Source organism: Parabacteroides sp. merdae-related_45_40 (genome assembly GCF_001915675.1).
In genome coordinates, this window is record NZ_MNQY01000048.1 from 1 (window position 1) to 26,714 (window position 26,714).

Annotated in this window: 26 protein-coding genes; 10 read left to right on the forward strand and 16 right to left on the reverse strand. The window is 45.8% G+C overall.

Annotation, left to right across the window (positions count from 1 at the left end; genetic code table 11):
- Positions 1 to 56: 56 nt before the first annotated feature.
- From spt to BHV83_RS07375, 3 genes are all read left to right on the forward strand, one after another.
- The gene (gene spt, locus BHV83_RS07365; protein ID WP_005640975.1) at positions 57 to 1,244 is read left to right on the forward strand and encodes a serine palmitoyltransferase; all 1,188 of its coding nucleotides are present in this window, start codon (positions 57 to 59) and stop codon (positions 1,242 to 1,244) included.
- Positions 1,245 to 1,398: 154 nt separating this feature from the next.
- On the forward strand, positions 1,399 to 2,826 hold the full coding sequence (locus tag BHV83_RS07370) for a PSP1 domain-containing protein (protein WP_005651267.1): 1,428 nt from the start codon (positions 1,399 to 1,401) through the stop codon (positions 2,824 to 2,826).
- Positions 2,753 to 3,277 carry a gliding motility lipoprotein GldH gene (locus BHV83_RS07375; RefSeq protein WP_036724653.1) on the forward strand — a complete coding sequence of 175 codons (525 nt, stop codon included), beginning with the start codon at positions 2,753 to 2,755 and terminating at the stop codon, positions 3,275 to 3,277. Before BHV83_RS07370 ends, BHV83_RS07375 begins: the two co-directional genes overlap by 74 nt.
- A 13-nt stretch (positions 3,278 to 3,290) precedes the next feature.
- Here the strand turns inward: BHV83_RS07375 and rodA are convergent, their stop codons facing one another.
- The 11 genes from rodA to BHV83_RS07430 form a co-directional block, all read right to left on the reverse strand.
- Positions 3,291 to 4,736 carry a rod shape-determining protein RodA gene (gene rodA / locus BHV83_RS07380; protein ID WP_374938854.1) on the reverse strand — a complete coding sequence of 482 codons (1,446 nt, stop codon included), beginning with the start codon at positions 4,734 to 4,736 and terminating at the stop codon, positions 3,291 to 3,293.
- Positions 4,726 to 6,603 carry a penicillin-binding protein 2 gene (gene mrdA, locus BHV83_RS07385; protein ID WP_005640981.1) on the reverse strand — a complete coding sequence of 626 codons (1,878 nt, stop codon included), beginning with the start codon at positions 6,601 to 6,603 and terminating at the stop codon, positions 4,726 to 4,728. The genes rodA and mrdA overlap by 11 nt, the downstream gene beginning before the upstream one ends.
- On the reverse strand, positions 6,593 to 7,111 hold the full coding sequence (mreD, locus tag BHV83_RS07390) for a rod shape-determining protein MreD (protein WP_005640984.1): 519 nt from the start codon (positions 7,109 to 7,111) through the stop codon (positions 6,593 to 6,595). Before mreD ends, mrdA begins: the two co-directional genes overlap by 11 nt.
- On the reverse strand, positions 7,104 to 7,958 hold the full coding sequence (gene mreC, locus BHV83_RS07395; RefSeq protein WP_005640985.1) for a rod shape-determining protein MreC: 855 nt from the start codon (positions 7,956 to 7,958) through the stop codon (positions 7,104 to 7,106). The genes mreD and mreC overlap by 8 nt, the downstream gene beginning before the upstream one ends.
- A 100-nt stretch (positions 7,959 to 8,058) precedes the next feature.
- Positions 8,059 to 9,078 carry a rod shape-determining protein gene (locus BHV83_RS07400; RefSeq protein ID WP_005640987.1) on the reverse strand — a complete coding sequence of 340 codons (1,020 nt, stop codon included), beginning with the start codon at positions 9,076 to 9,078 and terminating at the stop codon, positions 8,059 to 8,061.
- A 107-nt stretch (positions 9,079 to 9,185) separates the two neighbouring features.
- Positions 9,186 to 10,709, reverse strand: a complete 1,524-nt coding sequence (purH, locus tag BHV83_RS07405) for a bifunctional phosphoribosylaminoimidazolecarboxamide formyltransferase/IMP cyclohydrolase (protein WP_005640988.1) — start codon at positions 10,707 to 10,709, stop codon at positions 9,186 to 9,188.
- 162 nt (positions 10,710 to 10,871) lie between these two features.
- Entirely contained in the window at positions 10,872 to 11,060 is a 189-nt protein-coding gene (locus BHV83_RS07410) for a hypothetical protein (RefSeq protein ID WP_005651262.1), read from the reverse strand.
- Positions 11,061 to 11,576: 516 nt separating this feature from the next.
- Positions 11,577 to 12,488, reverse strand: coding sequence for a PorT family protein (locus BHV83_RS07415; RefSeq protein ID WP_286757171.1), 912 nt, complete (start codon positions 12,486 to 12,488; stop codon positions 11,577 to 11,579).
- A 20-nt stretch (positions 12,489 to 12,508) separates the two neighbouring features.
- On the reverse strand, positions 12,509 to 12,973 hold the full coding sequence (locus BHV83_RS07420) for a DUF6108 family protein (protein WP_005640994.1): 465 nt from the start codon (positions 12,971 to 12,973) through the stop codon (positions 12,509 to 12,511).
- A 12-nt stretch (positions 12,974 to 12,985) separates the two neighbouring features.
- On the reverse strand, positions 12,986 to 13,531 hold the full coding sequence (locus BHV83_RS07425) for a PG0215 family putative anti-sigma factor (protein WP_119216518.1): 546 nt from the start codon (positions 13,529 to 13,531) through the stop codon (positions 12,986 to 12,988).
- Positions 13,532 to 13,548: 17 nt separating this feature from the next.
- On the reverse strand, positions 13,549 to 14,043 hold the full coding sequence (locus BHV83_RS07430; protein WP_005647806.1) for a GFO_1088 family ECF-type sigma factor: 495 nt from the start codon (positions 14,041 to 14,043) through the stop codon (positions 13,549 to 13,551).
- 173 nt (positions 14,044 to 14,216) lie between these two features.
- Here BHV83_RS07430 and BHV83_RS07435 point away from each other — a divergent pair, with 173 nt between their 5' ends.
- Positions 14,217 to 14,702, forward strand: a complete 486-nt coding sequence (locus tag BHV83_RS07435) for a PepSY-like domain-containing protein (protein ID WP_122205763.1) — start codon at positions 14,217 to 14,219, stop codon at positions 14,700 to 14,702.
- 18 nt (positions 14,703 to 14,720) lie between these two features.
- On the opposite strand, the gene BHV83_RS07440 is transcribed toward BHV83_RS07435, so the two are convergent.
- The 3 genes from BHV83_RS07440 to truA are packed head-to-tail and all read right to left on the reverse strand — an operon-like array spanning position 14,721 to position 17,117.
- A complete protein-coding gene (locus BHV83_RS07440; protein WP_122205739.1) occupies positions 14,721 to 15,353 on the reverse strand; it encodes a DUF3256 family protein in 633 nt (210 codons plus the stop codon).
- A 44-nt stretch (positions 15,354 to 15,397) separates the two neighbouring features.
- Positions 15,398 to 16,294, reverse strand: a complete 897-nt coding sequence (locus BHV83_RS07445) for a DMT family transporter (RefSeq protein WP_005641003.1) — start codon at positions 16,292 to 16,294, stop codon at positions 15,398 to 15,400.
- A gap of 58 nt (positions 16,295 to 16,352) precedes the next feature.
- Entirely contained in the window at positions 16,353 to 17,117 is a 765-nt protein-coding gene (gene truA / locus BHV83_RS07450; RefSeq protein ID WP_122205764.1) for a tRNA pseudouridine(38-40) synthase TruA, read from the reverse strand.
- A 127-nt stretch (positions 17,118 to 17,244) separates the two neighbouring features.
- Here truA and BHV83_RS07455 point away from each other — a divergent pair, with 127 nt between their 5' ends.
- Together BHV83_RS07455 and BHV83_RS07460 are read left to right on the forward strand one after the other, a co-directional pair.
- The gene (locus tag BHV83_RS07455; protein WP_122205740.1) at positions 17,245 to 18,843 is read left to right on the forward strand and encodes an aspartate:alanine exchanger family transporter; all 1,599 of its coding nucleotides are present in this window, start codon (positions 17,245 to 17,247) and stop codon (positions 18,841 to 18,843) included.
- Between the two features lie 98 nt (positions 18,844 to 18,941).
- Positions 18,942 to 21,068, forward strand: a complete 2,127-nt coding sequence (locus tag BHV83_RS07460; RefSeq protein WP_122205741.1) for an HRDC domain-containing protein — start codon at positions 18,942 to 18,944, stop codon at positions 21,066 to 21,068.
- Between the two features lie 63 nt (positions 21,069 to 21,131).
- Here BHV83_RS07460 and BHV83_RS07465 read toward each other — a convergent pair whose 3' ends face one another.
- Together BHV83_RS07465 and BHV83_RS07470 are read right to left on the reverse strand one after the other, a co-directional pair.
- Entirely contained in the window at positions 21,132 to 21,752 is a 621-nt protein-coding gene (locus BHV83_RS07465) for a DUF4923 family protein (RefSeq protein WP_122205742.1), read from the reverse strand.
- A gap of 96 nt (positions 21,753 to 21,848) precedes the next feature.
- A complete protein-coding gene (locus BHV83_RS07470) occupies positions 21,849 to 22,847 on the reverse strand; it encodes a class II fructose-bisphosphate aldolase (protein ID WP_005641014.1) in 999 nt (332 codons plus the stop codon).
- Between the two features lie 229 nt (positions 22,848 to 23,076).
- Between BHV83_RS07470 and BHV83_RS07475 the strand changes: the two genes are divergently transcribed.
- From BHV83_RS07475 to BHV83_RS07490, 4 genes are all read left to right on the forward strand, one after another.
- A complete protein-coding gene (locus BHV83_RS07475; RefSeq protein WP_005641016.1) occupies positions 23,077 to 23,331 on the forward strand; it encodes a type B 50S ribosomal protein L31 in 255 nt (84 codons plus the stop codon).
- A 217-nt stretch (positions 23,332 to 23,548) separates the two neighbouring features.
- Positions 23,549 to 24,646, forward strand: coding sequence for a phosphotransferase enzyme family protein (locus tag BHV83_RS07480; RefSeq protein ID WP_286757183.1), 1,098 nt, complete (start codon positions 23,549 to 23,551; stop codon positions 24,644 to 24,646).
- Between the two features lie 125 nt (positions 24,647 to 24,771).
- Positions 24,772 to 25,335: a Crp/Fnr family transcriptional regulator gene (locus BHV83_RS07485; RefSeq protein WP_005641021.1), complete on the forward strand. Its 564-nt coding sequence runs from the start codon at positions 24,772 to 24,774 to the stop codon at positions 25,333 to 25,335.
- An 82-nt stretch (positions 25,336 to 25,417) separates the two neighbouring features.
- On the forward strand, positions 25,418 to 26,581 hold the full coding sequence (locus BHV83_RS07490) for an acyltransferase family protein (RefSeq protein WP_005641023.1): 1,164 nt from the start codon (positions 25,418 to 25,420) through the stop codon (positions 26,579 to 26,581).
- The last annotated feature ends 133 nt before the right edge of the window (positions 26,582 to 26,714 follow it).

Sequence of the window (26,714 nt, forward strand, 5' to 3'; positions counted from 1 at the left end):
CTGGGTTCTTTTAGAATAACAACGTAGCGAGAAAATCATTCTCTGTTAATTATAATATGAAACTTTTACAAGAGAAACTATCAAAGTACGATGCACCTCAGCGGGCTATGGCCGCAGGAATTTATCCATACTTCAGAATGATTGAAAGTGATCAGGATACAGAAGTAATGATCAGCGGTAAAAAGGTCCTGATGTTTGGTTCTAACGCCTATTTAGGCCTGACAAACCACCCGAAAGTAAAAGAGGCGGCAATTGATGCCATTAAGAAATATGGTACAGGTTGTGCCGGTTCGCGTTTCCTGAACGGGACGTTGGATTTGCACATTCAGTTGGAAAAACGTCTGGCCGAATTTGTCGGAAAAGAAGATGCCATTGTTTATTCTACGGGATTTCAGGTAAACTTGGGTGTTGTATCCTGCCTGACAGGACGTGAAGACTATATCATTTGGGACGAGCTAGACCATGCATCCATCATCGAAGGACACCGTCTTTCCTTCTCTACCAAACTGAAATATAAGCATAATGATATGGAGTCCTTAGAAAAGCAACTCCAGAAATGCGAACCCGACAAGGTAAAGCTGATCGTTATCGACGGTGTATTCAGTATGGAAGGTGACATTGCCAAATTACCGGAAATCGTTGCGTTAGCCAAAAAGTATAACGCAAGCATAATGGTAGACGAAGCCCACGGTTTGGGTGTTCTGGGCGATCACGGTCGTGGAACCTGTAATCATTTCGGAGTAACAGACGATGTAGACCTGATTATGGGTACATTCAGTAAGTCGCTTGCTTCCATCGGCGGTTTCATCGCTTCGGACAAAGAGACGATCAACTATCTCCGCCATAACTCCCGCTCTTATATATTCAGTGCAAGTAATACTCCAGCAGCTACAGCTGCGGCCGGCGCAGCACTCGATATTATGCTGAGCGAACCGGAACGCATCGAACACCTGTGGAAACTTACCCACTATGCCTTGGATGGATTTCGTAATATGGGGTGCGAAATCGGCCATACCTCAACACCGATCATTCCATTGTTTATCCGTAACAACGACCTGACATTCCTGATCGTAAAGGAATTGTTCGAAGCCGGTATTTTCGTAAATCCAGTCGTATCTCCGGCTGTTGCGCCTGAAGATACGCTGATCCGCTTCTCACTGATGGCGACTCACACAATTGAACAGCTCGACTACGCATTAGAAGCAATTCACAAAGTATTTAAAAGTCACGGTCTGGTCAAATAAATCAGCATGGACAAATAATACCAAAAAGGGCAAAACGGAACATTCTGTTTTGCCCTTTCTCTTTATAATTCATTCTTCATTTGCTACGAACCAAATATTTTGACTATTTTTGCGTAATTGTACGCACTATAAATACATTATATATACCAGACAAATGGATTTTAAATTAAATACAGGAAGTTGCTGCATGGGTAAAAAAGGATGCAGCAAGATACAAAATAATAAACTGAACACCTACGACTGGCTTTGCGACGTGCCCGATGCGGCAAACGCTACCGATTACGTGGAAGTGCAGTTTAAAAATACCCGCAAAGGGTATTACCTCAACAGTTCCAAGATACCTCTGGAAAAAGGAGATTTAGTCGCAGTGGAAGCCAGCCCAGGGCATGACATCGGGACTGTGACACTGACCGGCAAGCTCGTCCTTCTCCAGATGAAAAAGAACAATGTCCGCACTGGCGAAGGCAATGAACCTAAAAAGGTGTATCGTAAAGCCAAACCGACCGATATCGAGAAATACGAAGAGGCGAAGGCCAAGGAACACGCCACAATGATCCGTTCGCGCCAGATCGCTGCCGATTTGGGACTGAATATGAAGATCGGGGATGTGGAATACCAGGGTGACGGCAATAAGGCGATCTTTTATTACATTGCCGACGAGCGTGTCGACTTCCGCCAGTTGATCAAAGTACTCGCCGAAGCATTCCGTGTCCGCATCGAAATGAAACAGATTGGTGCCCGCCAGGAAGCCGGACGCATCGGAGGTATCGGCCCCTGTGGGCGCGAGTTGTGCTGTTCAAGCTGGATGACGAGTTTCGTATCTGTAGCCACCGGAGCCGCCCGCTATCAGGATATATCCATGAATCCCCAGAAATTGGCCGGCCAATGCGCCAAGCTGAAATGCTGCATCAACTATGAAGTGGACGCCTATGTGGAAGCGCAAAAACGCTTACCGTCCCGTGAAGTGGTGCTGGAAACAAAGGACAATACCTATTATCACTTTAAAACGGATATCTTCAAACGGGAAATCACCTACTCTACCGATAAATCGTTCGCGGCCAACCTGATTACAATCTCAGCCAACCGCGCCTTCGATGTGATCAACATGAACAAGAAAGGCATGAAGCCTGTCACGCTCGAAGCCGATACCAAGCCGCAACCGCCCAAACGCGATGCGCAGGATATCCTGGGGCAAGACAGTGTTACCCGTTTCGATGCTTCCCTGAAAAAGAAGAAAAAGAAACGCAACGGAAACGGCAACAAGGAAAACCTGCCGAAAGAAGCCGCTGCCAACACCGGCAACGAAGGGAACAGCAAACCTTTCAACGGAGAAAAAGCGAACGGCAACACCGGCAACGAAAATAAAAACGGCAAAGGAAACGGGAACAGAAACGGAAACCGCAACCGTAACAGCGGAAACCGGGAGAACAACCGCGAACGGGAGAACCGCGAAAACAACCGTAACAGACCGCGTCCGAACCGAGTAAATAACGATAAGCAACCGAATAATGACAAACCTCAGCAACAAGCTAAGCCTGCTGCCAAACCGGAAAGCAAGCCGGACACAAAGCCGGAAGCTTAAAGGAGTCATTGCCGCACTGACTTGTTCTCTGTTCTTTTCCTGCGAAAACCCAGCCTTGTACGACCAATACCAGGCGATCAACAATATCACGTGGGAAAAGGACAAGGAATACTATTTCACCTTCGAGGTGAAAGATATATCTGTTCCTTACGACCTGACACTGGAAGTAAGGAACAATAACTTGTACCCCTATCAGAACTTATGGCTTTTCTGCAGTGAAGAGCAGCCGATCGGCCCGCTCCGCCGGGACACCATCGAATGCATGCTTGCCGACGAATTCGGCAAATGGCACGGACATGGCATTTCCTTATACCAAAGCAGTTTTCCCATTCATTCGCAATATAAGTTTCCGCATGCCGGACAATATACGTTCAGTTTCCGCCAAGGGATGCGCGACGATGCTTTGAAAGGAATACAAGAAATCGGTTTCTCGGTTCGCCCGGCCAAGTGAGCAGCCCTTAGCCCTACCGTTCCCTCCTGGATGCATCCAAGCGAAGGAAGATAAAAAGCAGGATCGTGAATCCCCAAAGGGAAGAACCGCCGTAGCTAAAGAAAGGCAACGGAATGCCGATCACAGGTGTAAGCCCCGTCACCATCCCTATATTAATGGCCAAATGGAAGAAAAAGATAGAAGCGACACTATAGCCGTACACCCGGTTGAAAGTGGAACTTTGCCGCTCCGCCAACACAATCAGGCGCAGGATCAGAAATCCGAACAACAATAAGACCGCAGAAGCCCCGATGAACCCTTGTTCTTCACCTACCGTACAAAAGATAAAGTCGGTATCCTGCTCTGGAACATACTTCAGTTTGGTCTGCGTACCGTTCAGAAAGCCTTTTCCGGTAAGTCCACCAGAACCGATCGCGATCTTCGACTGATTCACATTATAGCCGGCACCGCTCGGATCATCTTCCAATCCCAATGAAACCTTGATACGTATCTGTTGATGCGGTTCCAGGATATCGGTAAACACATAATCCACCGAATACATAAAAGCCAATGATCCCAATGCAAAGACTGCGATCAACACATAATGCCACGCCCAGTTGCGGATAGAAAGAAAAACCAGATAACAGGCAACCAGCAAAATCACCCCGATCGATATCAGGGAATAATCGACCGGCATAAAAAAAGAAGCGGCATACCCTCCTAAACAAGCAACACCCGCAGTCCCCAATATCACCTGTATTGCACGGGTATCTTTCCTTTCTATCTGTATCAGGATAACCGTGATCAACAGGATCAGAGAAGAGACAAGCAACTCTCCCACCGCCGTATCTCCCACCGTCACATCCGAAAACTTCATGCTAGTGACAAAAAAGACAACCGCGCAGACTCCCGACAAAAGAATATATCCCGACATCCCCTCCCGATATAACATCAAGAAGAAAGCCAAGTAGACCAGTGCCGAACCTGTCTCTTGCTGCAGCAGGATGCAAATCATCGGCAGAAATATTAGCGACAAGACGGCTATAAAGTTTTTAGGAACAGTCAGCTTGAAACCATAGGTATTCATCAGCTTCGCGACAGCAAGTGCCGTCGCAAACTTGGCAAACTCAGCCGGCTGCAACCTGACAGGTCCCAAAACAAGCCACGAATGGGAACCTTTTATGTTCGGAGCCAGAAAAATCGTAGCAATCAGCAACACGATGAAACCGGCATATATCAGATAGGCAAAAACATCAAAAAACTCACTCTCAAGCATCAAGAGCACAAAGATCAACCCTACCGACAATCCCATCCACATCAACTGCGAACCGGGACGGCCCGACGGGTCAAATAACCCCACGTTATCGAATTCATAACTAGCACCACAGATGCTGAACCAGCCGGCAACGACCAACACCACATAAAGGATAATCGTCAACCAGTCAACCGTCTTCCATATTTCCGTCTTCCTATAACTCACGATTCGGTAAAGATAAAACGTTTGGCGATACAACCGCATTCGACATCGTCTCTTCCAGCAACTTGTTCTCCTCCGAGATTTCGCCTTTCAGATACTTCTCCATCATCAATTTGCCGATCGGCACGCCGTAGGTCGCACCGAAACCACCATTCTCCACATACACGCAGATGGCCACCTTCGGATTCCGATAAGGAGCAAAACCGATAAAAGCTGAGTGATCTTTCCCATGCGGATTTTCGGCCGTACCAGTCTTGCCGCAGACTTCGATATCCGTTATAGCCGCTCCCCGACAAGTTCCGCCTATAACGGCATTCCTCATACCTTCGGCTACGATTTCATAATTTTTGCGTTCCACCATCGTGTACCGTTTATCCGTATAAAGGGAATCCAGCGGGGTGTCCTGTACCTCCTTCACGACATGCGGAGTAATAAAATATCCCCGGTTAGCGATGGTTGCCGCCAAATTACAAATCTGCAATGGCGTAGCCAACACTTCACCCTGCCCGATCGCAATAGAAATGACGGTACTGGAACTCCAACGTTTACCGTGATATTTATTATAATACTCGCTATTCGGCAAAAAGCCTCTATTTTCCCCAGGCAGGTCAATGCCCAACTTATAACCGTATCCCATAGATACCAAGTAATTCTTCCAAACTTCAAACGCCTCTCCCACACTCGAATAACGCCGACGGCTATCGATCATATCACGCAACCCCCAACAAAAAAAGGAGTTGCAGGAAGTAGCCAGCGCATAAGTCACATTCAGAGGAGAAGCATGGCCGTGGCAGGCCGGTTTGCCGTTCCGGGCCCCTGTATATCCATGTGCACAAGTATACAAGGTTTCTGTCGTAATCACTTCCTCCTGAAGGAAAGTCAACGCCTGTGTCGGCTTGAATGTCGATCCCGGCGGATAACGCCCCATGATGGCACGATCCAGCAAAGGCTTGTCCGAATTTTTCGACAGCATGATATGGTTCTTTCCCCGCTGGCGACCGACCAACAAGTTTGGATCATAAGAAGGCGAAGAAACCAGACACAGAACCTCCCCGGTTTCCGGCTCGATCATGACAATGCTACCCCTCTTGTTCTGCATCAGCTTCTCACCCAAAGCCTGCAAATCCATATCGATCGAAAGCGTCAGGTTCTTACCAGACACGGGAGCCACATCGTGGCGACCTTCTTCATACCGCCCTTTTATACGTCCATGCGCATCACGCAACAGAATCTCCACACCCTTAACGCCTCGCAAAGCCTCTTCGTAAGACAATTCCACACCTGAACGTCCGGCATTATCTCCCTGCACATAATAAGGATCTTTCTCGATATCCCCCTGGTTCACCTCCCCAATATTACCCAACAGATGGGCTCCATAAGGATATTCATATTCCCGGATTGTACGGTTCTGAATATAAAAACCCGGAAATTTATACAGTTTTTCCTGCAAAACACCGCATTCCTGTGCGGAGAGGTGATTCATGAACACCTGCGGGACATAGGAAGAATAGCCGGGATTCAACCGCCTGTTCTTAATTTCAGCTATACGTTTTACAAACAGCTCTTTTGTAATACCGAGGATATTGCAGAAATCAAGCGTATCGAACGGTTGAATCTCACGCATAACCAACATGACTTCATAAGAAGGCTGGTTATAAACCAGCAGCTTCCCGTTGCGATCATAAATGATACCCCTGGAAGGGATCAGTGTCTTTTTCAGAAACGCATTGCTGTCTGCCCACGCTTTATAGTCGCTGTCCACTACTTGCAGAAAGAACAAACGAATGATAAAGATGAGAACCAACAGAACAACGGCGCCACCAATCACGAAACGCCTGTTCTCAAGAGTATACTTCGTATTAATCTCCACTTTTCTGGGACCCTATATTGAATGCTTCTATTGTACAAATTAACAAGGTTGTCGTCACCACACTCGCCGCGATGCGGATCGCCAGGAACAGCGGATCGAATAATGTCAACGACTCAATCAAAAACAACGCCACATGATGAATCACGACAAAAAGCAGTGTATAGCGGAAAAAACCGCCATATCCGAACGTTTTGTAAGAGGGATTAATCCCTTCCGGCAGGTCTTTTCCCATCAATAACTGAATTAACGAGTGACGGATAAAACCGGCCAGCGTACAAGCAAACGCATGCATTCCCGGCGTATTTGAAAAAACATCAATCGTCAACCCGATCAGAAAAGAGAAAAACACCACATTCGTCCGTGAGCTCCCCACTGGCATTTTCAGTATGAAATAAAGATACAAGAACGGCGTTGCCACACGCAGGAAATGGATATTGTTCAGGATCAAAACCTGAACCAACACCAGCACCACAAAATAAATGAAGCCCCGCAGTATATTGTTAATCATTCTTTTTCGCCTCCCGTTCTGTATTTTTTTGCTCTGCCTGACGATAGTTCTTTATGATACGCACATTGTTCAAGGCCTGGAAATCAGTAGCCAATTCCACTTCAAGCGAATAAAAGTTATCATCATGCTGTTTCTCGAAATTCACGACTTTACCCACAATAATCCCAGACGGGAAAATGGCGGAATAACCGCTCGTCACGATCGTATCTCCTTTCTCAAACTCCACGTGGCGCGGCAACTCGTCCAGATTGGCAAAACGCGCATTACGCCCGTTCCAGCTCAACGTTCCGAAATAACTACTCCCCAACACCTTGCAGCTCAGTTTGAACTTCGGATTCAACAGAGGGATTACAACGGAAAAATGGTCGGAAACCGTCGACACAATTCCCACGACACCCCGTTCAGACACAACTCCCATGTCCGGCTCCACTCCATCCTTACGGCCTTTGTTCACCGTAATATAATTGGATAAATACGTAACACTGTTGTTCACGACATCCGCCATCACAAAACTATACGGAAACTGTCCGGTCGAGTCAGGTGCAAAACCGACAAACAGAGCAGTGTCGGCCCGCATCATCTCCAACTGGTCCTGCAACTCTAGCAACTCCATTTCAAGTTGTCCGTTACGCTCCAGAAGCTCCCGATTTATATCACGCAGGTTCAGGTAGGAAGTAACAAAGCCGGAAACAGAAGTAATATGTCCGGTTATCACATTTGCCGAACTGAACATAATGTTCCGTTGATATGCATTATTGCGATAAACCAACGTCAACGATATGATCTCTAGCAAAATGAATAGGAACCAATGCCTCTTTCTGACTAAAAAATCCAGGAGTTTACGCATAATCAGTTGAAAATTGAAAGTTGAAAGTTGAAAGTTGAATATTCAGCAAGTACACCACTTGTTTACTTTCAACTTTCAACTCTCAACTTTCAACTTATATTTACCGGATAAGGAAATTAAACTTGTCGATATTCTTCAACGCAATCCCCGTACCTCTTGCTACTGCATGCAAAGGATCGTCTGCCACGTGAAATTCGATCCCCATCTTGTCGCGCAAACGTTTGTCGATACCACGCAGCAAAGCGCCGCCACCGGCCAGATAGATGCCGTTTTTTACGATATCGGCATACAATTCAGGAGGCGTCTGTTCCAACGCGCTCAGAACGGCGGCTTCAATCTTTGAAATCGACTTGTCCAAACAATGTGCGATTTCCTGGTAGGAAACAGGCACTTTCATCGGCAGAGCCGTCATCTGGTTCGGACCGCAGACTTCAAAATCTTCAGGAGCGTCCTCGAGGATACTTAAAGCGGAGCCGACATTGATCTTGATACGCTCCGCCATACGTTCGCTGACGCGTATATTATGCTGGCGGCGCATATATTCCACAATATCGTTCGTCAAGTCGTCGCCCGCCATCTTGATAGACTTGTTGGAAACGATCCCCCCCAACGAAATCACCGCGATCTCGGTCGTACCGCCACCTATGTCTACAATCATGTTTCCTTCCGGAGCAAGCACATCCATGCCGACCCCGATAGCGGCTGCCATCGGTTCGAAAACCATATATACCTCACGGCCACCGGCATGTTCGGCAGAGTCGCGGACGGCACGGATTTCCACTTCCGTACTACCCGACGGGATACCGATCACCATACGGAGCGAAGGAGCAAACCAGCGTTTGCGTCCGCTGGCCATTTTGATCAATCCACGCATCATCTGCTCGGCAGCGTAGAAGTCGGCAATGACACCTTCGCGGAGCGGACGGATCGTACGAATATTCGGATTGGTCTTTTCGTACATCTCACGTGCCTGGCGCCCTACCGCCAGCACCTTTTCCGAACGAGCATCCAGAGCGATTACGGAAGGCTCATCCACTACCATCTTATCGTTGCAGGTAATAATGGTATTGGCAGTCCCCAAGTCCATTGCCAATTCTTGTGTGAAAGAAAATAATCCCATTTTTTGAATTCTGATTTATCATTTATGATTTATAACCTATAAACTTATGACTCACAAACAGACTGAAAACCCAATCAACTATAAATCATAAATCATAAATATTCCAATTAGTGTTTAAAATGACGAATACCCGTCTTGACCATAGCCAAACCATGTTCGTTGCAATAATCAACGGACAGCTTGTCGTTAATAGAACCTCCCGGCTGGATAACGGCGGTGATACCGGCTTTGTCGGCAATTTCCACACAGTCGGCAAACGGGAAAAACGCATCCGAAGCCATAACAGCGCCATTCAGGTCGAAATTGAATGAAACGGCCTTCTCAATAGCTTGCTTCAGAGAGTCCACACGTGAAGTTTGTCCGATACCGCTTGCACAAAGCTGTTTGTTCTTCACCAGTGTGATCGCGTTAGACTTGCTGTTCTTCACGATCTTGTTGGCGAACAACAAGTCTTCCACTTCTGGAGCCGTCGGTTTCTTTTCCGTCATCGGTTCCAGATCGGCTTCTCCTTGAATGCTAAGGTCTTTTTCCTGCATCAACACGCCGTTCAACAATGAACGAAACTGCATCGGACAAGTCTTGCATTCCTTGCGGACCAATATGATACGATTTTTCTTTTGTTTCAAGACTTCAAGGGCATCGGCATCATAAGCCGGAGCGATGATCACCTCAAAGAAAATCTTATTGATTTCTTCCGCCACTTCCTTGTTTACAGTCGTGTTCGTAATCAAGATTCCGCCGAAGGCAGACACCGGGTCACCAGCCAAAGCATCTTTCCAGGCATCCACCACGTTACCGCGAGATGCGATACCACAGGCATTGTTATGTTTTAGGATGGCGAACGTCAGTTCGTCGAATTCGTCAATCAGGTTTACAGCAGAGTCAATGTCGAGCAGGTTGTTGTAAGAGATTTCCTTACCATGCAACTGGTCAAACATATTATCGAATTTGCCATAGAACTTGGCAGCCTGGTGCGGGTTTTCACCGTAGCGCAGGTGCATCGGATCATCCACGGCAGCACGGAAATGCGAGCCTTGGCGGTCATCGAAATAATTGAAGATTGCAGAATCATAGCCTGAAGAAACGGCAAACGCTTCTTTGGCAAACCATTTGCGGTCTTCGATAGAAGTTTCAGCCCCTTTTTCGTTCAGCAATTGCATCAACGGCTGATACTGGGCTTTAGATGCTACAATCACTACATCTTTAAAGTTCTTTGCAGCGGCACGGATAAGAGAAATACCGCCTATATCTATCTTTTCGATAATTGCCTGTTCTTCCGCACCGGAAGCAACTGTTTCCTCGAACGGATACAGGTCGACAATCACCAAGTCTATTTCAGGAATTTCATATTGGGCAATCTGGGCCTGGTCACCTTCATTATCACGACGGTTCAAAATACCACCGAACACTTTCGGGTGAAGCGTCTTCACACGTCCGCCCAGGATAGAAGGATAGCCGGTCAGGTCCTCTACTGCATCACACGGGAGTCCCAGCTCTTCTATAAACTTCTGAGTACCACCCGTCGACACAAAACTAACACCTTCGCGGTGGAGCTTCTTCAAAATTTCATCTAATCCATCTTTATGGTATACCGATACCAATGCACGTTTAATACGTTTTGTTGCAGCCATCTTTGTTGGGTTTATTTTAATGTTTTAGAGCACAAAAATAGGGATTTATTTTCAATATGTATATAAGGTATGATAATAATTTCCTATCACCAACTATTAAAGAGTGCTACATAAAGCGAAAAAACCGGCTGTCCGCAAACTTACGAAACAGCCGGGAACAAATTACTTATCCTGAGACGTTTTCAACGATTCTTCAATAATCTTCTCGTTTTCTTCCGCCTTTTCAATCGTTTCGTCCAATTTTGTCATGTCATGAGCCGTGTAATCATCGGACAAGATCGGATGCGGCGTCAGCATTTCATCCTCCAGTTCGGAACTTTCGTCCCACAAAGTGTTCATTATTCCAGCCATAATCATCTGTGTTTTATTTGTTAATAACGGAGATAGAACAAGCTGGAAGGCCAAATTGTTGAATCCCGAACACCCAAGTCTTTCTTTTCATACTATATATCAGAAACGCGGTTCTATAATCCACATTCAATATTGGCAATACTATGAGCCGTAAATGAATTTTATATGGAAAAATGCAAAAGATACCGACACCTTACCGACACCATCTGAAACCGAACCTCTGACAACTGGTAAATTAAGCCGTTTCATGCCATCAACTAAGTCAAAACACCCCAAGAACTAACTAATTACATATAGCAAAGTATCTGTTGGTAGTCACTATCTATTGTCTATATGTAGTACTACCTATAGACGATATGTAGTACTACGTATTCGTGATAGGTAGTACTACATATGAATAATATGATGTATGTCTTGGATTAGTTTACCATGACTTTCGAAATAGTTTATGCTATGTTATGGTTCAAACCATCCAATATGATTAATCCTTACCCTAAAGAATGATGCCCAACAAGATTAAATATGCAACTGCAATCCCAAAGAAACTGGATGCACCTTCGGGCCTTTGTCCTTCTCAAACAGGCCGAAAGGAGAATATTTGGCATAGAAACCGATGCAACCGACACCTGCCTGAAAAAGAAAATCCATTGTTACAGGACGAAGGTTCATGCCACGGTCCATCTTTTTCTTACGTTTTTCGCCATCCGCATCATGATAGACGATTTTGGAAGAAGAAATAGTTTTGACCACACCTACCACCCCACCTGAGATAAAGAAACGCGGAGCCTTGCGACGATGTTTAGGCGACTGCCATTCAAGCAGGACCGGAATCGTCAAGCTGGTGATATTCAACTTGCTGGCATTATAAACGATGCCTTCGGGAGCAGGAACCAACTGCGTCACACCGTCCACTTCCTGAAAATGAGCATTCATATCCAGCCGATAACGGCTCCAGCGCATACCGGCCCCGGTCACGACCACCCATCTATAACGGGAGAAGGGGAAACTGAACTCCATAAAATTCAAATTATATTCCAACGAATTACCGCTACGAAGCGAAACACCGTCTACGTCGTTGATCCCGTCACTACCGGAGAAGTTGGCGAAGCCCATGCCGAAGCCTGCCCAGTGCGGATCAAAATCTTTGTCCCAAGAAGGGATCGGGATATTGATCGACTTGATATGTTTGCGCCGTTCGTAACTCTGTCCGTCCCGGTAATGCCCCTCGAAGATCATTTCACGGTCTATCGAATCGCCTTCTTCGGTCAGTTCATACACTTTCACTTTCATCCGTTCGCCGTTGTCCTTCACTACGATACGTTTGTTTTCCAACCGGATGACCGTATCGGCCGGCATCGGTTCAACATCTGCAGCCAGCAATCCGATGGCAGGAAAGCATGCGGCTATGATCAGTAAAAATCTTTTCATATCTTTTCTTGTTTATCTGTTTATAAATCTTTTTTGGTAAATAAAAGGGTGATCAGGTCGTCGCTGTCCAATTCTCCTTCGATATAGACCAATGTGATCGTCCCTTTGGAGTTGACTTTGAACAGGACAAAACGATTCACGTCCGGGTCTTTGCCCGGAAGCTGGTAATAAGCGGAGACCACTCCCCCGTCGTCGGTCACCTCCTTGATCTTGCGTGCTCCTCGCTGATCGGCTTCCAGACATTGGCGGGTAAAGCGAAGAGCTTCCGGATCGTCCTTGATCGTGATGCTCTTGTAGCGCGTCATACCGTATGTTTCCAGCATTTCATTGGAAAGCTCCACCATCGTGACATTCCTCTTTTTACCGTAACGGGTAAAGACATCCTGTATCTTCAGGTCTTTCTGCGCTTCGGCAGCTCCCACACCGGTCGGCAACAGCATCAAAGCAGCCAACATTATTAATAGCCTATACCTCAACTGTTTCATCTTGATATTCTTTTATTCGTCTTCACTAAAAAGACTACCTAATTCTTTTAACTGGTTATCTATTATTCGGCGGTCTGCCTCATCCTTATCCATCTCCGGGAAGTAATCATCGGCAGGAGTGGCCACTTCCTGCAACGCTTCGATCGCCAATGAACGAACTTTATGGATATCGGTATAGCAACGGCCGTTTATCACGACATAGCTGTCGGAACAGAAACAGGGATCAGCGGGATACAGCAGGCGGGTAACTCCCAACAGAGCCAGTACACAAGCTGCCACGCCGGAAAAGAGGTAAAGGGCTGCACGCTTCCGGTTCGCAGAGCGGAACGGAACGGATACCGGTTCGGGGTCCAAATCCGGTTCGCCAACTTGCGCTTCCGCATCACGTTCTATTTCTTCGTCGAAATAAGCGAACAGAGGAGCATAGGCAGCCAGATGCTCCGGCACCTCTCCCGAAGCGAAAAAGGCACGGATCTGCTTTTCTTCCGCGGCAGAAGTCTCACCTTCGAAATACCGTTCCAGCAACTCCTCTATCATATGTAGATTCCTCTTTCCCATAAATCACAAATTATAAATCATAACTCCTTCATTAACTGTTCCCGTATCTTTTTCCGGGCTCTCGAAAGATTCACCCGAACCGCTTCGACCTGAGTGCCTGTGATCTCCGCTATCTCCGCCAATTCATATCCTTCGACATCTTTCATCCGGATAATGGTTTGCTGTAGCGAAGGCAACTTACTTATCAGCCAACGGATACGGGCAACCGTATCGTGCTGCTCCAATTCTTCCGCCGGGTTCCTTGTTCCCGAATCAAGAGAAAGCAAGGCTATATCCGTCCCTTCCGGCCGATGCTGTTTCAGTTTGTCCAGCGCCAGGTTCTTGGCCACTTGTACAGCCAGCGCCTCGACACTGTTATAACCATCCAGCTTCTCGCGAATCTGCCACAATTTCAGAAAAGTCTCCTGCACGATGTCTTCTGCATCCGACCTGTCCTCCATCATCCGCCAGGAAATATTGATCAACTTCTCCCGAAGCGGCAGCACGGTTATTTTAAACGTTTCGAGTTCCATTTCTACTATTATGACGACAAAGAAACGAAAACATAACATGAGAAAAACGAAAAAAATAAAAAAGGCATATTATTATCGTGGCGGACAACCATGAAGACAAAAGAATTGTTTCTTTCGAGACAGAGTTCGATCGGGAACTCGCCACGAATAGTAACAATAAAAAACAACAAGTCATGAAAACTAAATTATCCGTCTTGCTATTGTACTTATGCAGCCTCACACTGTTCGCCGCATGCAGCAACAACCGGCAAAAACAAAAAACACCTGCCGAAAACGTCGCAACTCCTATCCGGAACTTCTTGAAACAGAAGTATCCGGCCGCAACGATCCTGAAATCCGAAAAAGAGACTAACGGGACGGAAGTGGATATACAAGAAAAGAATCTGCACAAAGAAGTATGGTTCGACACGAAGGAGCAATGGGTCTCCACACATTGGGAAATCACCGCCCGCGACGTTCCTGTCGCCGTTATGGATGCGTTGCAAAGCTCCGCCTACAACCAATATAAAATAGAAGATATCACGGCAATCGAACGGCCGGACGGCCTGTTCTACGATTTTGAACTGAAACAAGACAACAATGAGATACATATCATACTCGACTCCGAAGCGAAGATCGTAATCAAAAGTTCGACCATTGCTCCGGGATACGACTGGTAGATTTATATCCCCCCCCTTTTATTTAAAGTGGAACTTTTCCCAGATATAGACCTTTGGAGTGTTCTTCAGGAAAGGTTCCACCTGCTTGCGTTCGGTTTTCGTCAAATATTTGGGGGTCGTGTATTCGACCGTCAACGTCTGGTCGTCGGGGCTAAGCGAATATTTCCGTAAGTCCATATCCAGACGAGCAGTTGCTTCGATAAAGGCGGTGCGGTTCTTGTCGGCATCGTCTTTAATGAACCATTCTACCGGAACCGGAGTATACAAATCAGCAGAGTCCAACAGCTTCCAGTCTGTCGTGAAAAACTCGACCTGGCTGTCGGGAACAGGACCGTATACGGTCGTGATCATACAAACGACATAGGTATCGTTGACCAGCGGCAAGAGCTTCATCTCTACCGTGCTGCGCTCCGTCACCTGCAACAACAGGTAATCGTCCGTCAGCTTCTTCAAGGTGGAAAAGCCGTTCATGGTGTTTTTCAGCTTCGCTTCCTTTCCTGAATTATACAAATCTATCAAATCCTTACGCCAGGCATTTTCCAGCTGGGGTACATATTGGTCAGGCATGGCGACAAAGACCGCATCCATCTCCTGCGCCTTCATCCCCCACACAAATACACAAAGCAATATAGAAAGAAATAATCGTTTCATATCTTAATCTACAATTTTCATCTACAAAAGTAATAGAATATGCCTTAGCGCGTACCGAGATACAGGAATATCATTCCTAATAATACTAAAAACAGGTCGATTGCCTTGCTTTTCAAGTTCTTTTCATGGAAGAACAAAGCACCGGCAAGGAAGGTAACCAAGACATTACTACGGCGGACCATCGAGACGATAGAGATCATCGAACCGGGAAAAGTCAAGGCATAAAAGTAAATCCAGTCCGCCACGCAGAGGAAGACGGATATAAAGATAATGTTCCAGTGCCAGACAAAAGGTGTCGTGCTTTTCCGGCGCGGATACCAAAGAAACAAGAGGATCGGCAACATCATAAGGCACTGGTAGACATTGAACCAGACCTGCACCGTCATCACATCCAGACTTCCCATCAGGTGTTTGTCATACAAGCCGCTCGCCGCTCCGGTAAGGATAGACAAGACGGTAAAGAAGATCCATTTATTATGCGTAAAACGGATTCCCTCTTTTTTCCCGGATGAGGAAAGGAGGTAGAAAGAGGCAATGGAAAGAATCACCCCGATCCATTGGTACAGGTTCAGCCGCTCACCAAAGACAAGCATGGCTCCCACCAGCGTCACGACTGGCTGCGTCGCTTTGATAGGCCCGGTAATGGTCAGCGGTAAATGCTTCAAGGCAAAATAGCCGAATATCCACGATGACAAGACGATCACGGCCTTTATAAACACTGCCACATGTGTCTCTAAGGAGACACGCGGCACATACAACATCGTCCCGTCGAGCACATCCGTAAAAAACGAAAGAAAAATGAAAGGGACAAAGATAAGACTGCTTATCAATGTATTGAAAAACAAAACCGGAATAACGGCATTACCATCTAGCGAAATTTTTTTGTTTACTTCATAACAACCTAAAAGGAAGGCGGAGATGAAGGCTAATCCGAGCCACATAACAGTTGAAAGTTGAAAGTTTCTGAATAATATTTTTTAGACCGGAAAAACACAACAGTCAACAGCCGACTGCCAACTGAAAAAGTTCTTCGGGATAAGTGATGTCGACCAGATAGAGAGCGTGTCCGGGAGCGGAAGTCCCGGCACGTCCACGGTCTTTGGCTTCGATCACCTGGCGGAAACCGTCGACCGTCAGTTTTCCTCTGCCCACTTCGAGTAAAGTACCGACAATGGCACGCACCATATTGCGCAGGAAACGGTCCGCCTGTATGGTAAAAACCCATACATCGCCTTCCCTCTCCCAACCAGCCTTATAGATGCGACAGTTGTTCGTCTTCACGTCCGTATGCAGCTTGCTGAAACTGGTGAAATCTATGTAGTCAAACAGAACTGGGCAAGCCTTATTCATCGCCTCGAAATCGAGTTTTCCCGGAATCTTATAGACCAACTCGTAATTGAACGGATCTTTCCGCGTCGTGACATAATATTTATAGGTACGCGAAATGGCATCGAACCGGGCATGCGCATCGGGACGTACAGGTACAATACGGTAGACCGCGATATCTTTGGGAAGCAAACGGTTCAGCTTCTCCGCTAAGAAAGCGAGGTCGGCAATCGGTTCCTGCCAGTCGAAATGAGCCACCATCAGGCGGGCATGCACACCAGCATCCGTCCGCCCCGCTCCCACGATCGGAACCGGTTGGCGCAACAACGTAGCCAAAGCTTCCTCGATAGATTGCTGCACAGTGATTCCATTCGGCTGTATCTGCCAGCCACAAAACTTTTTACCGTTATAACCTAAATATATAAAGTATCTGTTCACGTCCGGATATCCTTGCTTATGTTTGATTTCGGCTGCAAAGGTAACAGAAATCTCGCCAAGGGATTGTCTATACAGGCAGAAAAGTGTAATTTTGCAAACATAAATCTTCACAACAAAACTATTTGACATGCTTGAAACATTGCTTCAATCGTCTTATTTTGCCTTGTTCCTGATTATCGCCTTAGGATTCATATTGGGCAGAATACAGATCAAAGGCCTCTCTCTCGACGTATCAGCCGTTATCTTTATCGCTCTCCTATTCGGGCACTTCGGGGTAATCATTCCTAAGGAACTGGGAAATTTCGGTTTGGTATTGTTCATTTTCACCATCGGCATACAAGCGGGTCCGGGATTCTTCGACTCCTTCCGTTCGAAAGGGAAAACATTGATCATACTAACGCTTCTGATTGTCGGATCTGCCAGCCTTACCGGTTTGATACTTAAATATGTGGTCGGAATCGATACGCCGAGCCTCGTCGGACTGATCGCTGGGGCGCTGACCAGTACGCCAGGTCTTGCCGTCGCGATCGACAGCACGCACTCCTCCTCCGCTTCCATCGCCTATGGCATCGCCTATCCGTTCGGAGTGATCGGTGTGATACTTTTTATAAAATTATTGCCGAAATTGTTGCGCAAAGACCTTATCGCCGAAGCCAAGGCACTCGAAGTACAGCGAAAAGGGAAATATCCCCCGTTGCATACGGCGACTTTCCGTATCACCCACGCCAATATATTCGGAAAAACACTGGCCCAGTTACAACTTCGTTCCATGACGGGAGCCGTCATTTCCCGTATAAAACATAAAGACCGGACAAGCATACCGGTAGCGCAAACCATCTTGCATGAAGGAGATATGATCAAGGCTGTCGGTAACGACAAGTCTTTGGAACAACTGGCACTTCTTGTCGGTGAACGTGTAGAGAACGACCTTCCTTTTGGCAGCACTCAGGAATTGCAATCTCTATTGGTGACGAACAAGAACGTCATTAATAAAAGTTTAGGATACCTGAATCTGCAACGCACGTTCAATTGTACCGTTACTCGTGTACGCCGAAGCGGTATCGACCTCTCACCCGAACCGGAATTAATGTTGAAATTCGGCGACAAGTTAATGGTTGCTGGAGAAAAAGAAGACATAAAGGAATTGGGACAGGTGTTCGGTAATGACGAGAAAAAACTTTCCGACACGGACTTTTTCCCGATTGCAGCCGGTATTGTCCTCGGAGTATTGTTCGGAAAACTGAACATTTCGTTTTCGGACTCCTTCTCTTTCTCACCCGGGCTGACAGGTGGCATCCTGATTGTCGCACTTATCCTGAGTGCAATTGGCAAAACGGGACCGATCATCTGGTCCATGTCAGGTTCCGCCAACCAGTTACTCCGTCAGATCGGCCTACTTCTGTTCCTCGCCGAGGTCGGAACATCCGCCGGTGTCAACCTGGTATCGACATTCCAAGAAAGCGGCTGGACATTATTCGGAATCGGTATGGCAATCACAATAGTACCGATGATCGTGGCTGTCTTGTTCGGCTATTTCGTATTCAAAATCCACATCTTAGACTTGATCGGGACGATCGCAGGAGGAATGACCAGTACGCCAGGACTTGCCGCCGCCGATTCGATGAGCGACAGTTCTGCTCCCAGCATCGCCTATGCGACGGTCTATCCAATTGCGATGGTGTTCCTGATTCTTTTTATCCAGTTCATCGCCGCATTGATTGTATAAGGATTATGAGGGTCGCAACCTCATAATCCGTATCAAAAACATTGCCAATTATAATATTTTCTATATATTTGTGACTATTAACAATATCACAAATCGCCATGCAAACAAACCAACAGTTTGACCTCGCCTTCAACTTGCTGCAGAACACCGGAACCAACCTCTTTCTGACAGGAAAAGCCGGAACGGGCAAAACTACCTTTTTAAAAAGGCTTAAAGAGGTTTCACCTAAACGAATGATCGTTGTTGCACCGACAGGAGTAGCTGCTATCAATGCTGGAGGCGTCACTATCCACTCCTTTTTCCAATTGCCGTTCGGGCCTTACATTCCGTCTTCACCGGAATACCGGGGAGGCAAAACAGATTTCAAGAACCAATTCCGCAAGGACAAAATCAATATTATTCGCAGTATGGACTTGCTGGTGATCGATGAGGTCAGCATGGTGCGCGCAGACTTGCTGGACGCTATCAGCGACGTCCTGCGTCGTTATAAAGATCACAGTAAACCTTTCGGAGGTGTCCAGTTATTGCTCATAGGAGACTTACAACAATTAGCGCCTGTCGCCAAAGATGATGAATGGAATCTGCTGAAAGAGCACTATCCGTCCACCTTCTTTTTCGACAGCAAGGCACTGTCGGAAAGCAATTATTTCTGTATTGAGCTGACACATGTCTACCGCCAAAGCGACACAAATTTCATCAACCTGTTGAATAATATCCGTGAGAACCGCTTCGACGACGAGACCTTGCAACGTCTGAACCAGCGGTACATTCCCAACTTCAGACCGGACGAACAATCGGGTTATATCACACTCACGACACATAACTACCAGGCACAGCAGATCAACAACCGAAAACTGGCGGAACTTCCCGGACAGCCTTACACTTTTTCAGCTGAGATCAATAACGACTTTCCCGAATATTCTTATCCGACCGACGACAAGTTAATCTTGAAATGCGGCGCGCAAGTCATGTTCGTCAAAAACGATTCGTCTTCCGAAAAACGATATTATAACGGGAAGATCGGAAAGATCGTATTTATCAACCCCAACAAGATAACCGTAGTCGACCGAGAAGGAAACGAGATCGTCGTCGAAAAGGAAATCTGGAACAATGTGAAATACACGATTGATCCCGAAACAAAGGAAATCACCGAAACCATTACCGGCACCTTCAGTCAATATCCGTTAAAAACAGCTTGGGCGATCACCATACACAAGAGCCAGGGATTGACTTTCGAGCATGCCATCATTGATGCTTCTGCCGCTTTTTCGCACGGACAGGTATATGTCGCACTCAGCCGTTGCAAAACGTTGGAAGGTCTTGTGTTGAGCAGTCAGATCACCCGCAACGCCATGATCAATGATTACCGGATACAGGAATTCACTTCATCGGTCGACAGTCGCCAGCCGCGTGAAGAGCAAATGCAGGCCGCACAGCAACTTTATTTCACGGAACTGATATGTGAACTGTTTGACTTCAACAATCTTCAGCAGCGCATACAATATGCCGCCTTTGTCGTGTACGGGAATCTGCAAAAATTATATCCGGAACTGAGCGTGCAGTATTCCAACACACGCGACGCATTCCGTTCCACGGTCACAGATGTCGGAGAACGATTCATCCAGCAATTGAAACGGCTGATAACAGGCAATACCGATTATCTGAAAGACGAAACGATCCAAGAGCGTGTCCGGAAAGGCGTGGCTTACTTTCTGGAGCAAATAGATCGCCTTTGCACCCCATTGCAGGAAGCATCGAATGTGGAAATAGACAATAAAGAAACACGCAAAACAATCAAGAATGCGTTAGACAAGTGGAACGAAGACCTTCGTATCAAACTGTCAACCTTGCAAGGTTGTCAAGATGGATTCACAATTTCCGGCTATCTGTCGGCTAAGGCCAAAGCAAGCATCGAACAACCGTCTGTTCCGACCACACGCAAACGTTCCGAAAAATCATCAGAGCCGGCTAAACTGGAAATATCGACAGACATCAAACATCCAGAACTATATGCCAACCTGAAACGCTGGCGCTATGAGGTGGCAACCGAAAAAGGACTTCCAACTTATACCATCCTGCAACAAAAGGCCCTGATCGGGGTAGCCAACACCTTACCCGCCAGCGGACGTGATCTCCTCAAAATCCCCGGTATCGGGAAAAAGATCGTCGAAAACTATGGCGCAAAGCTACTGGATATCGTAGACGACTACAGGCAAGGGCTATAATGTGCCAATGCACCAATATACTAATGATATGAGCATTTTCCCATTGGCATATTGGCACATTATTTATTTTTTCAACTCGAACCCCATCATCATCCCATCATACTGGCTCGCCAACTTATTGAGTGCTTGTAAGGTCGTATTTTTAGAGACAGCAGACAGTTTTGTCAGGAAATCCAGTAATTTATCGGCATTGAAGAGCAAAGAAAGTTGGTCATTGGTGACAACGACATAAGCCGTCATCGTCGTCAACTTCGATTTCCCGATCTTGCCATAGTGCAGTTCCATCGTCTTATCGTCCGCATTAAAAGAATAAGTACCCTTCAAAGTACAGCCTTTCAGGACACTGGTGAATGTGCTGTCGGTATTAAACGTATAATTGAATGCCCCTTCGATGATTCCGATTTTCGCACAATAATCCTTCAGCTTCTTTTCCATCTCCGAAGAGGCCACACTTGCCGTCACATTCTTCAAAGCATTATCGCCTTCCAACTGGATGGCAGGATTCACATACGTCCACGTACCGGCTAAATTTTCCACTGTCAGCTTTTTTCCTCCGGTCACAGTAGTCACGGCGTCTTTTACGGCAGCAGAATTCAAAATGTCTTTAATTGATTGTCCATACGCCGAATCCGATACAGACAATATACCACAAACGGCCATCCCCAAAATCCAATTTTTTTTCATTTTTATCTATTCTTACTCATGTTTATACGTTACAAAAACACAAATAAAAAGGGGTACCGACAAGCACCCCTTCATATATCGTTCTGTAAAAAAAGATTAGAGTTTATCGTTAGAACCGAGTACGTTGATAATTTTGTGCTTATATAGCTTTTCCATATTATCACGAGCCGGGCCCAGATATTTACGTGGGTCGAATTCTGCCGGTTTTTCTGCGAATACCTTACGTACGGCAGCAGTCATAGCCAGACGAGAATCCGAATCGATGTTGATCTTGCAAACAGCCGACTTGGCTGCTTTACGCAATTCTTCTTCCGGAATACCAATAGCAGCTTTCAATGCACCACCGTATTTGTTGATAGTTTCAACTTCTTCTTCAGGAACAGATGAAGATCCGTGAAGAACGATAGGGAATCCTGGGAGTTTTTCCATTACAGCATCCAATACATTGAAAGCCAATGGAGGAGGCACCATCTTGCCAGTCTTAGGATCAATATGGCACTGTTCCGGAGTAAACTTGTATGCACCATGAGAAGTACCGATAGAGATAGCCAAAGAATCACAACCTGTACGGTGAGCGAAATCGATAACTTCTTCAGGATCGGTATAAGTGTGGTGGTCAGAAGAAACTTCATCTTCAACACCTGCCAATACCCCTAATTCACCTTCTACAGTTACATCGAACTGATGAGCATAATCAACAACTTTCTTAGTCAGGGCAACGTTTTCTTCATAAGGAAGATGAGAACCATCGATCATAACAGAAGAGAATCCTGAATCGATACAGCTTTTGCAAGTTTCGAACGTATCACCGTGATCCAAGTGCAGAACGATCTGAGGATTCGGACAGCCTAATTCCTTAGCATATTCAACAGCTCCCTGAGCCATGTAGCGCAACAGAGTTGCATTTGCATATTGGCGAGCACCCTTAGAAACCTGCAGGATTACCGGAGACTTTGTTTCAACAGCAGCCTTGATAATGGCCTGCATCTGTTCCATGTTGTTAAAGTTGAAAGCCGGAATTGCGTATCCGCCTTTGATGGCTTTTGCGAACATTTCTCTTGTGTTCACCAAACCTAAATCTTTGTAATTTACCATTGTTGTATATGTTATTACGTTAATGATTAAAAATCTTCCACAAAGATAATAACTATCCGAGAACATTATGCTTTTAAGCATATAAAATAACACAAAAGTAGGTCTGATTGAAAAAATAATCCAAAATTCTTTGTTTGTTCAACTCTAATCCATACCTTTGCAACCCAAAATACCGGTTACCAAACTCAAGTATAAGAGAATATAAATTAAAAAATAAGATAACAAAGCAATGAAAAAAGGAATTCATCCTGACAACTATCGTCCTGTAGTATTCAAGGACATGTCAAACGAGGACGTATTTATCACTCGTTCAACTATCAATGCAAAAGAAACAATTGAGATTGACGGTGTTACTTATCCGTTGGTAAAGATCGAAATCTCAAGCTCTTCTCACCCGTTCTATACAGGTAAGGCCAAATTGGTCGATACTGCCGGACGTGTTGATAAGTTCATGAGCCGCTATGGTAACCGTAACAAGAAATAAAACCAATTGATAATTGGTTTAGATAACAAATAGAGAAAGGCTGTTCTGAAAAGGACGGTCTTTCTTTTTTATCAGGAGACTCCCATTAAAGAAAGCAACTTCCTTTTTATTTACAAAAGATATTCTTATTTTTGTGCGTAACTGATAATTGGAGTGAATCTATACCCTTATTTCATTGTCAATTGTCAATTATCAATTATATCAATTAAATAATGCCATGGCAAAAACGAAAGAACAATTACTAAACATCCTGGATCAGTTCCAGCTCACAGAAAAGGTAGTTTCCGCCGAACCATTCGGAAACGGACACATTAACGATACGCTGAAAGTAACAAACGAAAAAGGCGAAATCAAATACGTGCTGCAACGCATCAACCACCTGATCTTCACAAATGTGGATATGTTGCAGAACAATATCCAGATTGTTACTTCGCATATCCGTAAGAAACTGGAAGAAAAAGGTGAAAATGATATTGACCGCAAAGTCTTGACTTTCCTTCCGACAAAAGATAACAAACTGTATTATTTCGACGGAGACAACTATTGGCGTGTTTGCCTGTTCATCCCAAACAGCAAAAGCTACGAAGAGGTCACCCCGGAACTGTCTTACGAAGCAGGCAAGGCTTTCGGCGACTTCCAATCCATGCTGGCCGACATTCCGGAAGGCACACTGGGTGAAACCATCCCGAACTTCCATAATATGGAATTTCGTCTGGAGCAGTTCCACGATGCAGTAAAGAATAATGCAGCCGGCCGTCTGGACGAAGTGAAAGACTTGATCGAGGAAATTGAAAAACGCGCCGAAGCTATGTGTATCCAAGAACGTCTTTATCGCGAAGGCAAACTAAAAAAACGCACGAACCATTGCGACACAAAGGTCAACAATATGATGTTCGATACCGAAACCAACAAGGTCTTGTGCGTGATCGACCTCGACACGGTCATGCCGGGCTTCGTCCTTTCTGATATCGGCGACTTCATTCGCACAGGAGCCAATACTGGTGCCGAAGATGACGAAAACCTGGACAATGTCAATGTCAACATAGATATCTTTAAAGCTTACACACGCGGCTATATGGAGAAAGCCAAATCATTCCTGACTTCGATGGAAATCAAACTGCTCCCGTACGGCGGCCGCTTACTGACTTACATGCAGACAGTCCGTTTCCTAACCGATTACATCAACGGTGACACATACTACAAGATACGCAGTCCGAAGCACAACCTGATCCGCACGAAGGCTCAGTTCAAATTGCTCCAAAGCCTCGAAGCACATGCAGACGAGATGGATGCATTCATGAGCGAATGGCTGTAAGAACAGTGTAATAACTCTATTGGCGGTTGGCAACCAGGTAGTAAAATAATTACTGCGCGGTTGCCAACTGTCTTTTACCAGTTTTGCGTATCTTTGTGATTGACAGACAATGCCAAAGTAACATCATGACAAATATATTAAATAAAATAAACTCTTTGTTTCCTATCTCCGACGATACCGTTCAAGTATTGAAAGAGAACGTAACTTGCTGCCGCTTCCCTAAAAAGTATCAGCTGATAAAAGCAGACACATATTGCAAATCCGCCTTTTTCATCGAGAAGGGAATAACACGTTCCTTCTGGCTAGTAGACGGAGAGGAGGTTACGACATCGTTTGCCGGAGAAGGAAGCATTGTGTTCAGTATGGATGAACTGTATTACGGAAAGATAAGCGAAGAATACGTTGAAACGCTGGAAGAGGTGGAAGCCTACCGGATATCGCTGGCTACTCTGACACATCTTTTTGAAACTAACATCGAACTGTGCAACTGGGGAAGAATCATTCATCAAAACGAATACAGGCGTTTGCATCGCAGCCACAAAGACCATTTGACCTTGTCGGCAAGGGAACGATACGAAGCGTTCAAGGAACAATTTCCGGACGCATATCGGCGAGTGAACTTAGGATATATAGCTTCCTACCTGGGTATCAGACTTTCTACACTCAGCAGGCTCCGGGCAAACGGATAATCGAATTTGACATAGGACAAATTTTTTTATCCCCAAAAACGAATACTTTTGCCACATATTACAAATATCTAATTCAATATCAATGTCAGATACAACAATCTCTTCAGCCGCATTTGCGGATACCAAACCCCATTACGAACTTCTTGACGGACTGCGAGGGGTAGCAGCCTTACTAGTTGTCTTTTATCACATTTTCGAAGGTCTTTCGTTTGCTGCCGGAGGAACACCTATCACAACGATCAATCACGGCTACCTGGCCGTCGATTTTTTCTTCATCCTTTCAGGTTTTGTGATCGGTTACGCCTATGACGACCGTTTGGGAAAGACCATGACTACCGGTAACTTTTTCAAACGTCGCCTAATCCGTCTCCATCCGATGATTATCATGGGAGTGATATTGGGAGCGATCGCTTTCCTCATACAAGGCAGTGTCCAATGGGACGGTAAACATGTGGCAATCTCAGCAGTGATGCTATCCACGCTCTGTGCGATGTTTTTCATTCCCGCCCTACCCGGTGCGAGATATGAAGTACGCGGCAATGGCGAAATGTTCCCGCTCAACGGTCCAAGCTGGTCGCTCTTTTTCGAATATATTGGCAACATCCTTTACGCGGTTTTCATTCACCGCCTTTCCACTAAAGCCTTGACCGTACTCGTCGTTCTTTTGGGGACAGGGCTTGCCGGATTCACTCTATTCGATGTTTCGGGATATGACATGATCGGTGTAGGCTGGACGCTTGACGGCGTGAATTTCCTCGGAGGTTCTCTACGTATGCTCTTTCCTTTCTCGTTAGGAATGTTATTATCCCGCAAGTTTAAACCGTTCCAAATGAAAGGTGCTTTCTGGATTTGCTCGATCGTTCTACTGATCCTCTTCTGTGTGCCTTACATAAAAGTAGACACTGCTCCTATCAGCCTCAACGGACTATTCGAGGCAGCTTGTATCATCCTCATTTTCCCCGTCCTTGTCTGGCTTGGAGCCTCCGGCAAAACTACGGACAAACGTTCGACGCAAATATGTAAATTCTTAGGTGATATATCCTATCCACTCTACGCCGTCCACTACCCGATCATGTACCTATTCTATGCTTGGCTAATCGACAACGAACTCTATACCTTCGCAGAAATCTGGCCTATGGCAATAGTGGTCTACGCCGGCAGTATCGCCTTGGCTTACCTCTGCCTGAAACTTTACGACGAACCGGTAAGAAAGTGGTTAGGCAAAAAGTTGTTGAGAAAAAAATAAATTCCCTGAGGGTGTCAAATATCGGTATTCTGCGTCATCCGCGTCCGGTAATGTCAATTTGACACATCTTCCAAAACGTCAAACCGATGTCTCCGGTTATAATTACAGGACAAATGCAAGCCGATAAACTCCA

Excerpts from the sequence above, each read along its gene's own strand:
- spt (WP_005640975.1), top strand. The coding sequence starts at position 57 with ATGAAACTTTTACAAGAGAAACTATCAAAGTACGATGCACCTCAGCGG.
- BHV83_RS07370 (WP_005651267.1), top strand. The coding sequence starts at position 1,399 with ATGGATTTTAAATTAAATACAGGAAGTTGCTGCATGGGTAAAAAAGGA.
- BHV83_RS07375 (WP_036724653.1), top strand. The coding sequence starts at position 2,753 with ATGACAAACCTCAGCAACAAGCTAAGCCTGCTGCCAAACCGGAAAGCA.
- mreD (WP_005640984.1), bottom strand. The coding sequence starts at position 7,111 with ATGATTAACAATATACTGCGGGGCTTCATTTATTTTGTGGTGCTGGTG.
- mreC (WP_005640985.1), bottom strand. The coding sequence starts at position 7,958 with ATGCGTAAACTCCTGGATTTTTTAGTCAGAAAGAGGCATTGGTTCCTA.
- BHV83_RS07400 (WP_005640987.1), bottom strand. The coding sequence starts at position 9,078 with ATGGGATTATTTTCTTTCACACAAGAATTGGCAATGGACTTGGGGACT.
- purH (WP_005640988.1), bottom strand. The coding sequence starts at position 10,709 with ATGGCTGCAACAAAACGTATTAAACGTGCATTGGTATCGGTATACCAT.
- BHV83_RS07410 (WP_005651262.1), bottom strand. The coding sequence starts at position 11,060 with ATGGCTGGAATAATGAACACTTTGTGGGACGAAAGTTCCGAACTGGAG.
- BHV83_RS07415 (WP_286757171.1), bottom strand. The coding sequence starts at position 12,488 with ATGAAAAGATTTTTACTGATCATAGCCGCATGCTTTCCTGCCATCGGA.
- BHV83_RS07420 (WP_005640994.1), bottom strand. The coding sequence starts at position 12,973 with ATGAAACAGTTGAGGTATAGGCTATTAATAATGTTGGCTGCTTTGATG.
- BHV83_RS07425 (WP_119216518.1), bottom strand. The coding sequence starts at position 13,531 with ATGGGAAAGAGGAATCTACATATGATAGAGGAGTTGCTGGAACGGTAT.
- BHV83_RS07430 (WP_005647806.1), bottom strand. The coding sequence starts at position 14,043 with ATGGAACTCGAAACGTTTAAAATAACCGTGCTGCCGCTTCGGGAGAAG.
- BHV83_RS07435 (WP_122205763.1), top strand. The coding sequence starts at position 14,217 with ATGAAAACTAAATTATCCGTCTTGCTATTGTACTTATGCAGCCTCACA.
- BHV83_RS07440 (WP_122205739.1), bottom strand. The coding sequence starts at position 15,353 with ATGAAACGATTATTTCTTTCTATATTGCTTTGTGTATTTGTGTGGGGG.
- BHV83_RS07445 (WP_005641003.1), bottom strand. The coding sequence starts at position 16,294 with ATGTGGCTCGGATTAGCCTTCATCTCCGCCTTCCTTTTAGGTTGTTAT.
- BHV83_RS07455 (WP_122205740.1), top strand. The coding sequence starts at position 17,245 with ATGCTTGAAACATTGCTTCAATCGTCTTATTTTGCCTTGTTCCTGATT.
- BHV83_RS07460 (WP_122205741.1), top strand. The coding sequence starts at position 18,942 with ATGCAAACAAACCAACAGTTTGACCTCGCCTTCAACTTGCTGCAGAAC.
- BHV83_RS07465 (WP_122205742.1), bottom strand. The coding sequence starts at position 21,752 with ATGAAAAAAAATTGGATTTTGGGGATGGCCGTTTGTGGTATATTGTCT.
- BHV83_RS07470 (WP_005641014.1), bottom strand. The coding sequence starts at position 22,847 with ATGGTAAATTACAAAGATTTAGGTTTGGTGAACACAAGAGAAATGTTC.
- BHV83_RS07475 (WP_005641016.1), top strand. The coding sequence starts at position 23,077 with ATGAAAAAAGGAATTCATCCTGACAACTATCGTCCTGTAGTATTCAAG.
- BHV83_RS07480 (WP_286757183.1), top strand. The coding sequence starts at position 23,549 with ATGGCAAAAACGAAAGAACAATTACTAAACATCCTGGATCAGTTCCAG.
- BHV83_RS07485 (WP_005641021.1), top strand. The coding sequence starts at position 24,772 with ATGACAAATATATTAAATAAAATAAACTCTTTGTTTCCTATCTCCGAC.
- BHV83_RS07490 (WP_005641023.1), top strand. The coding sequence starts at position 25,418 with ATGTCAGATACAACAATCTCTTCAGCCGCATTTGCGGATACCAAACCC.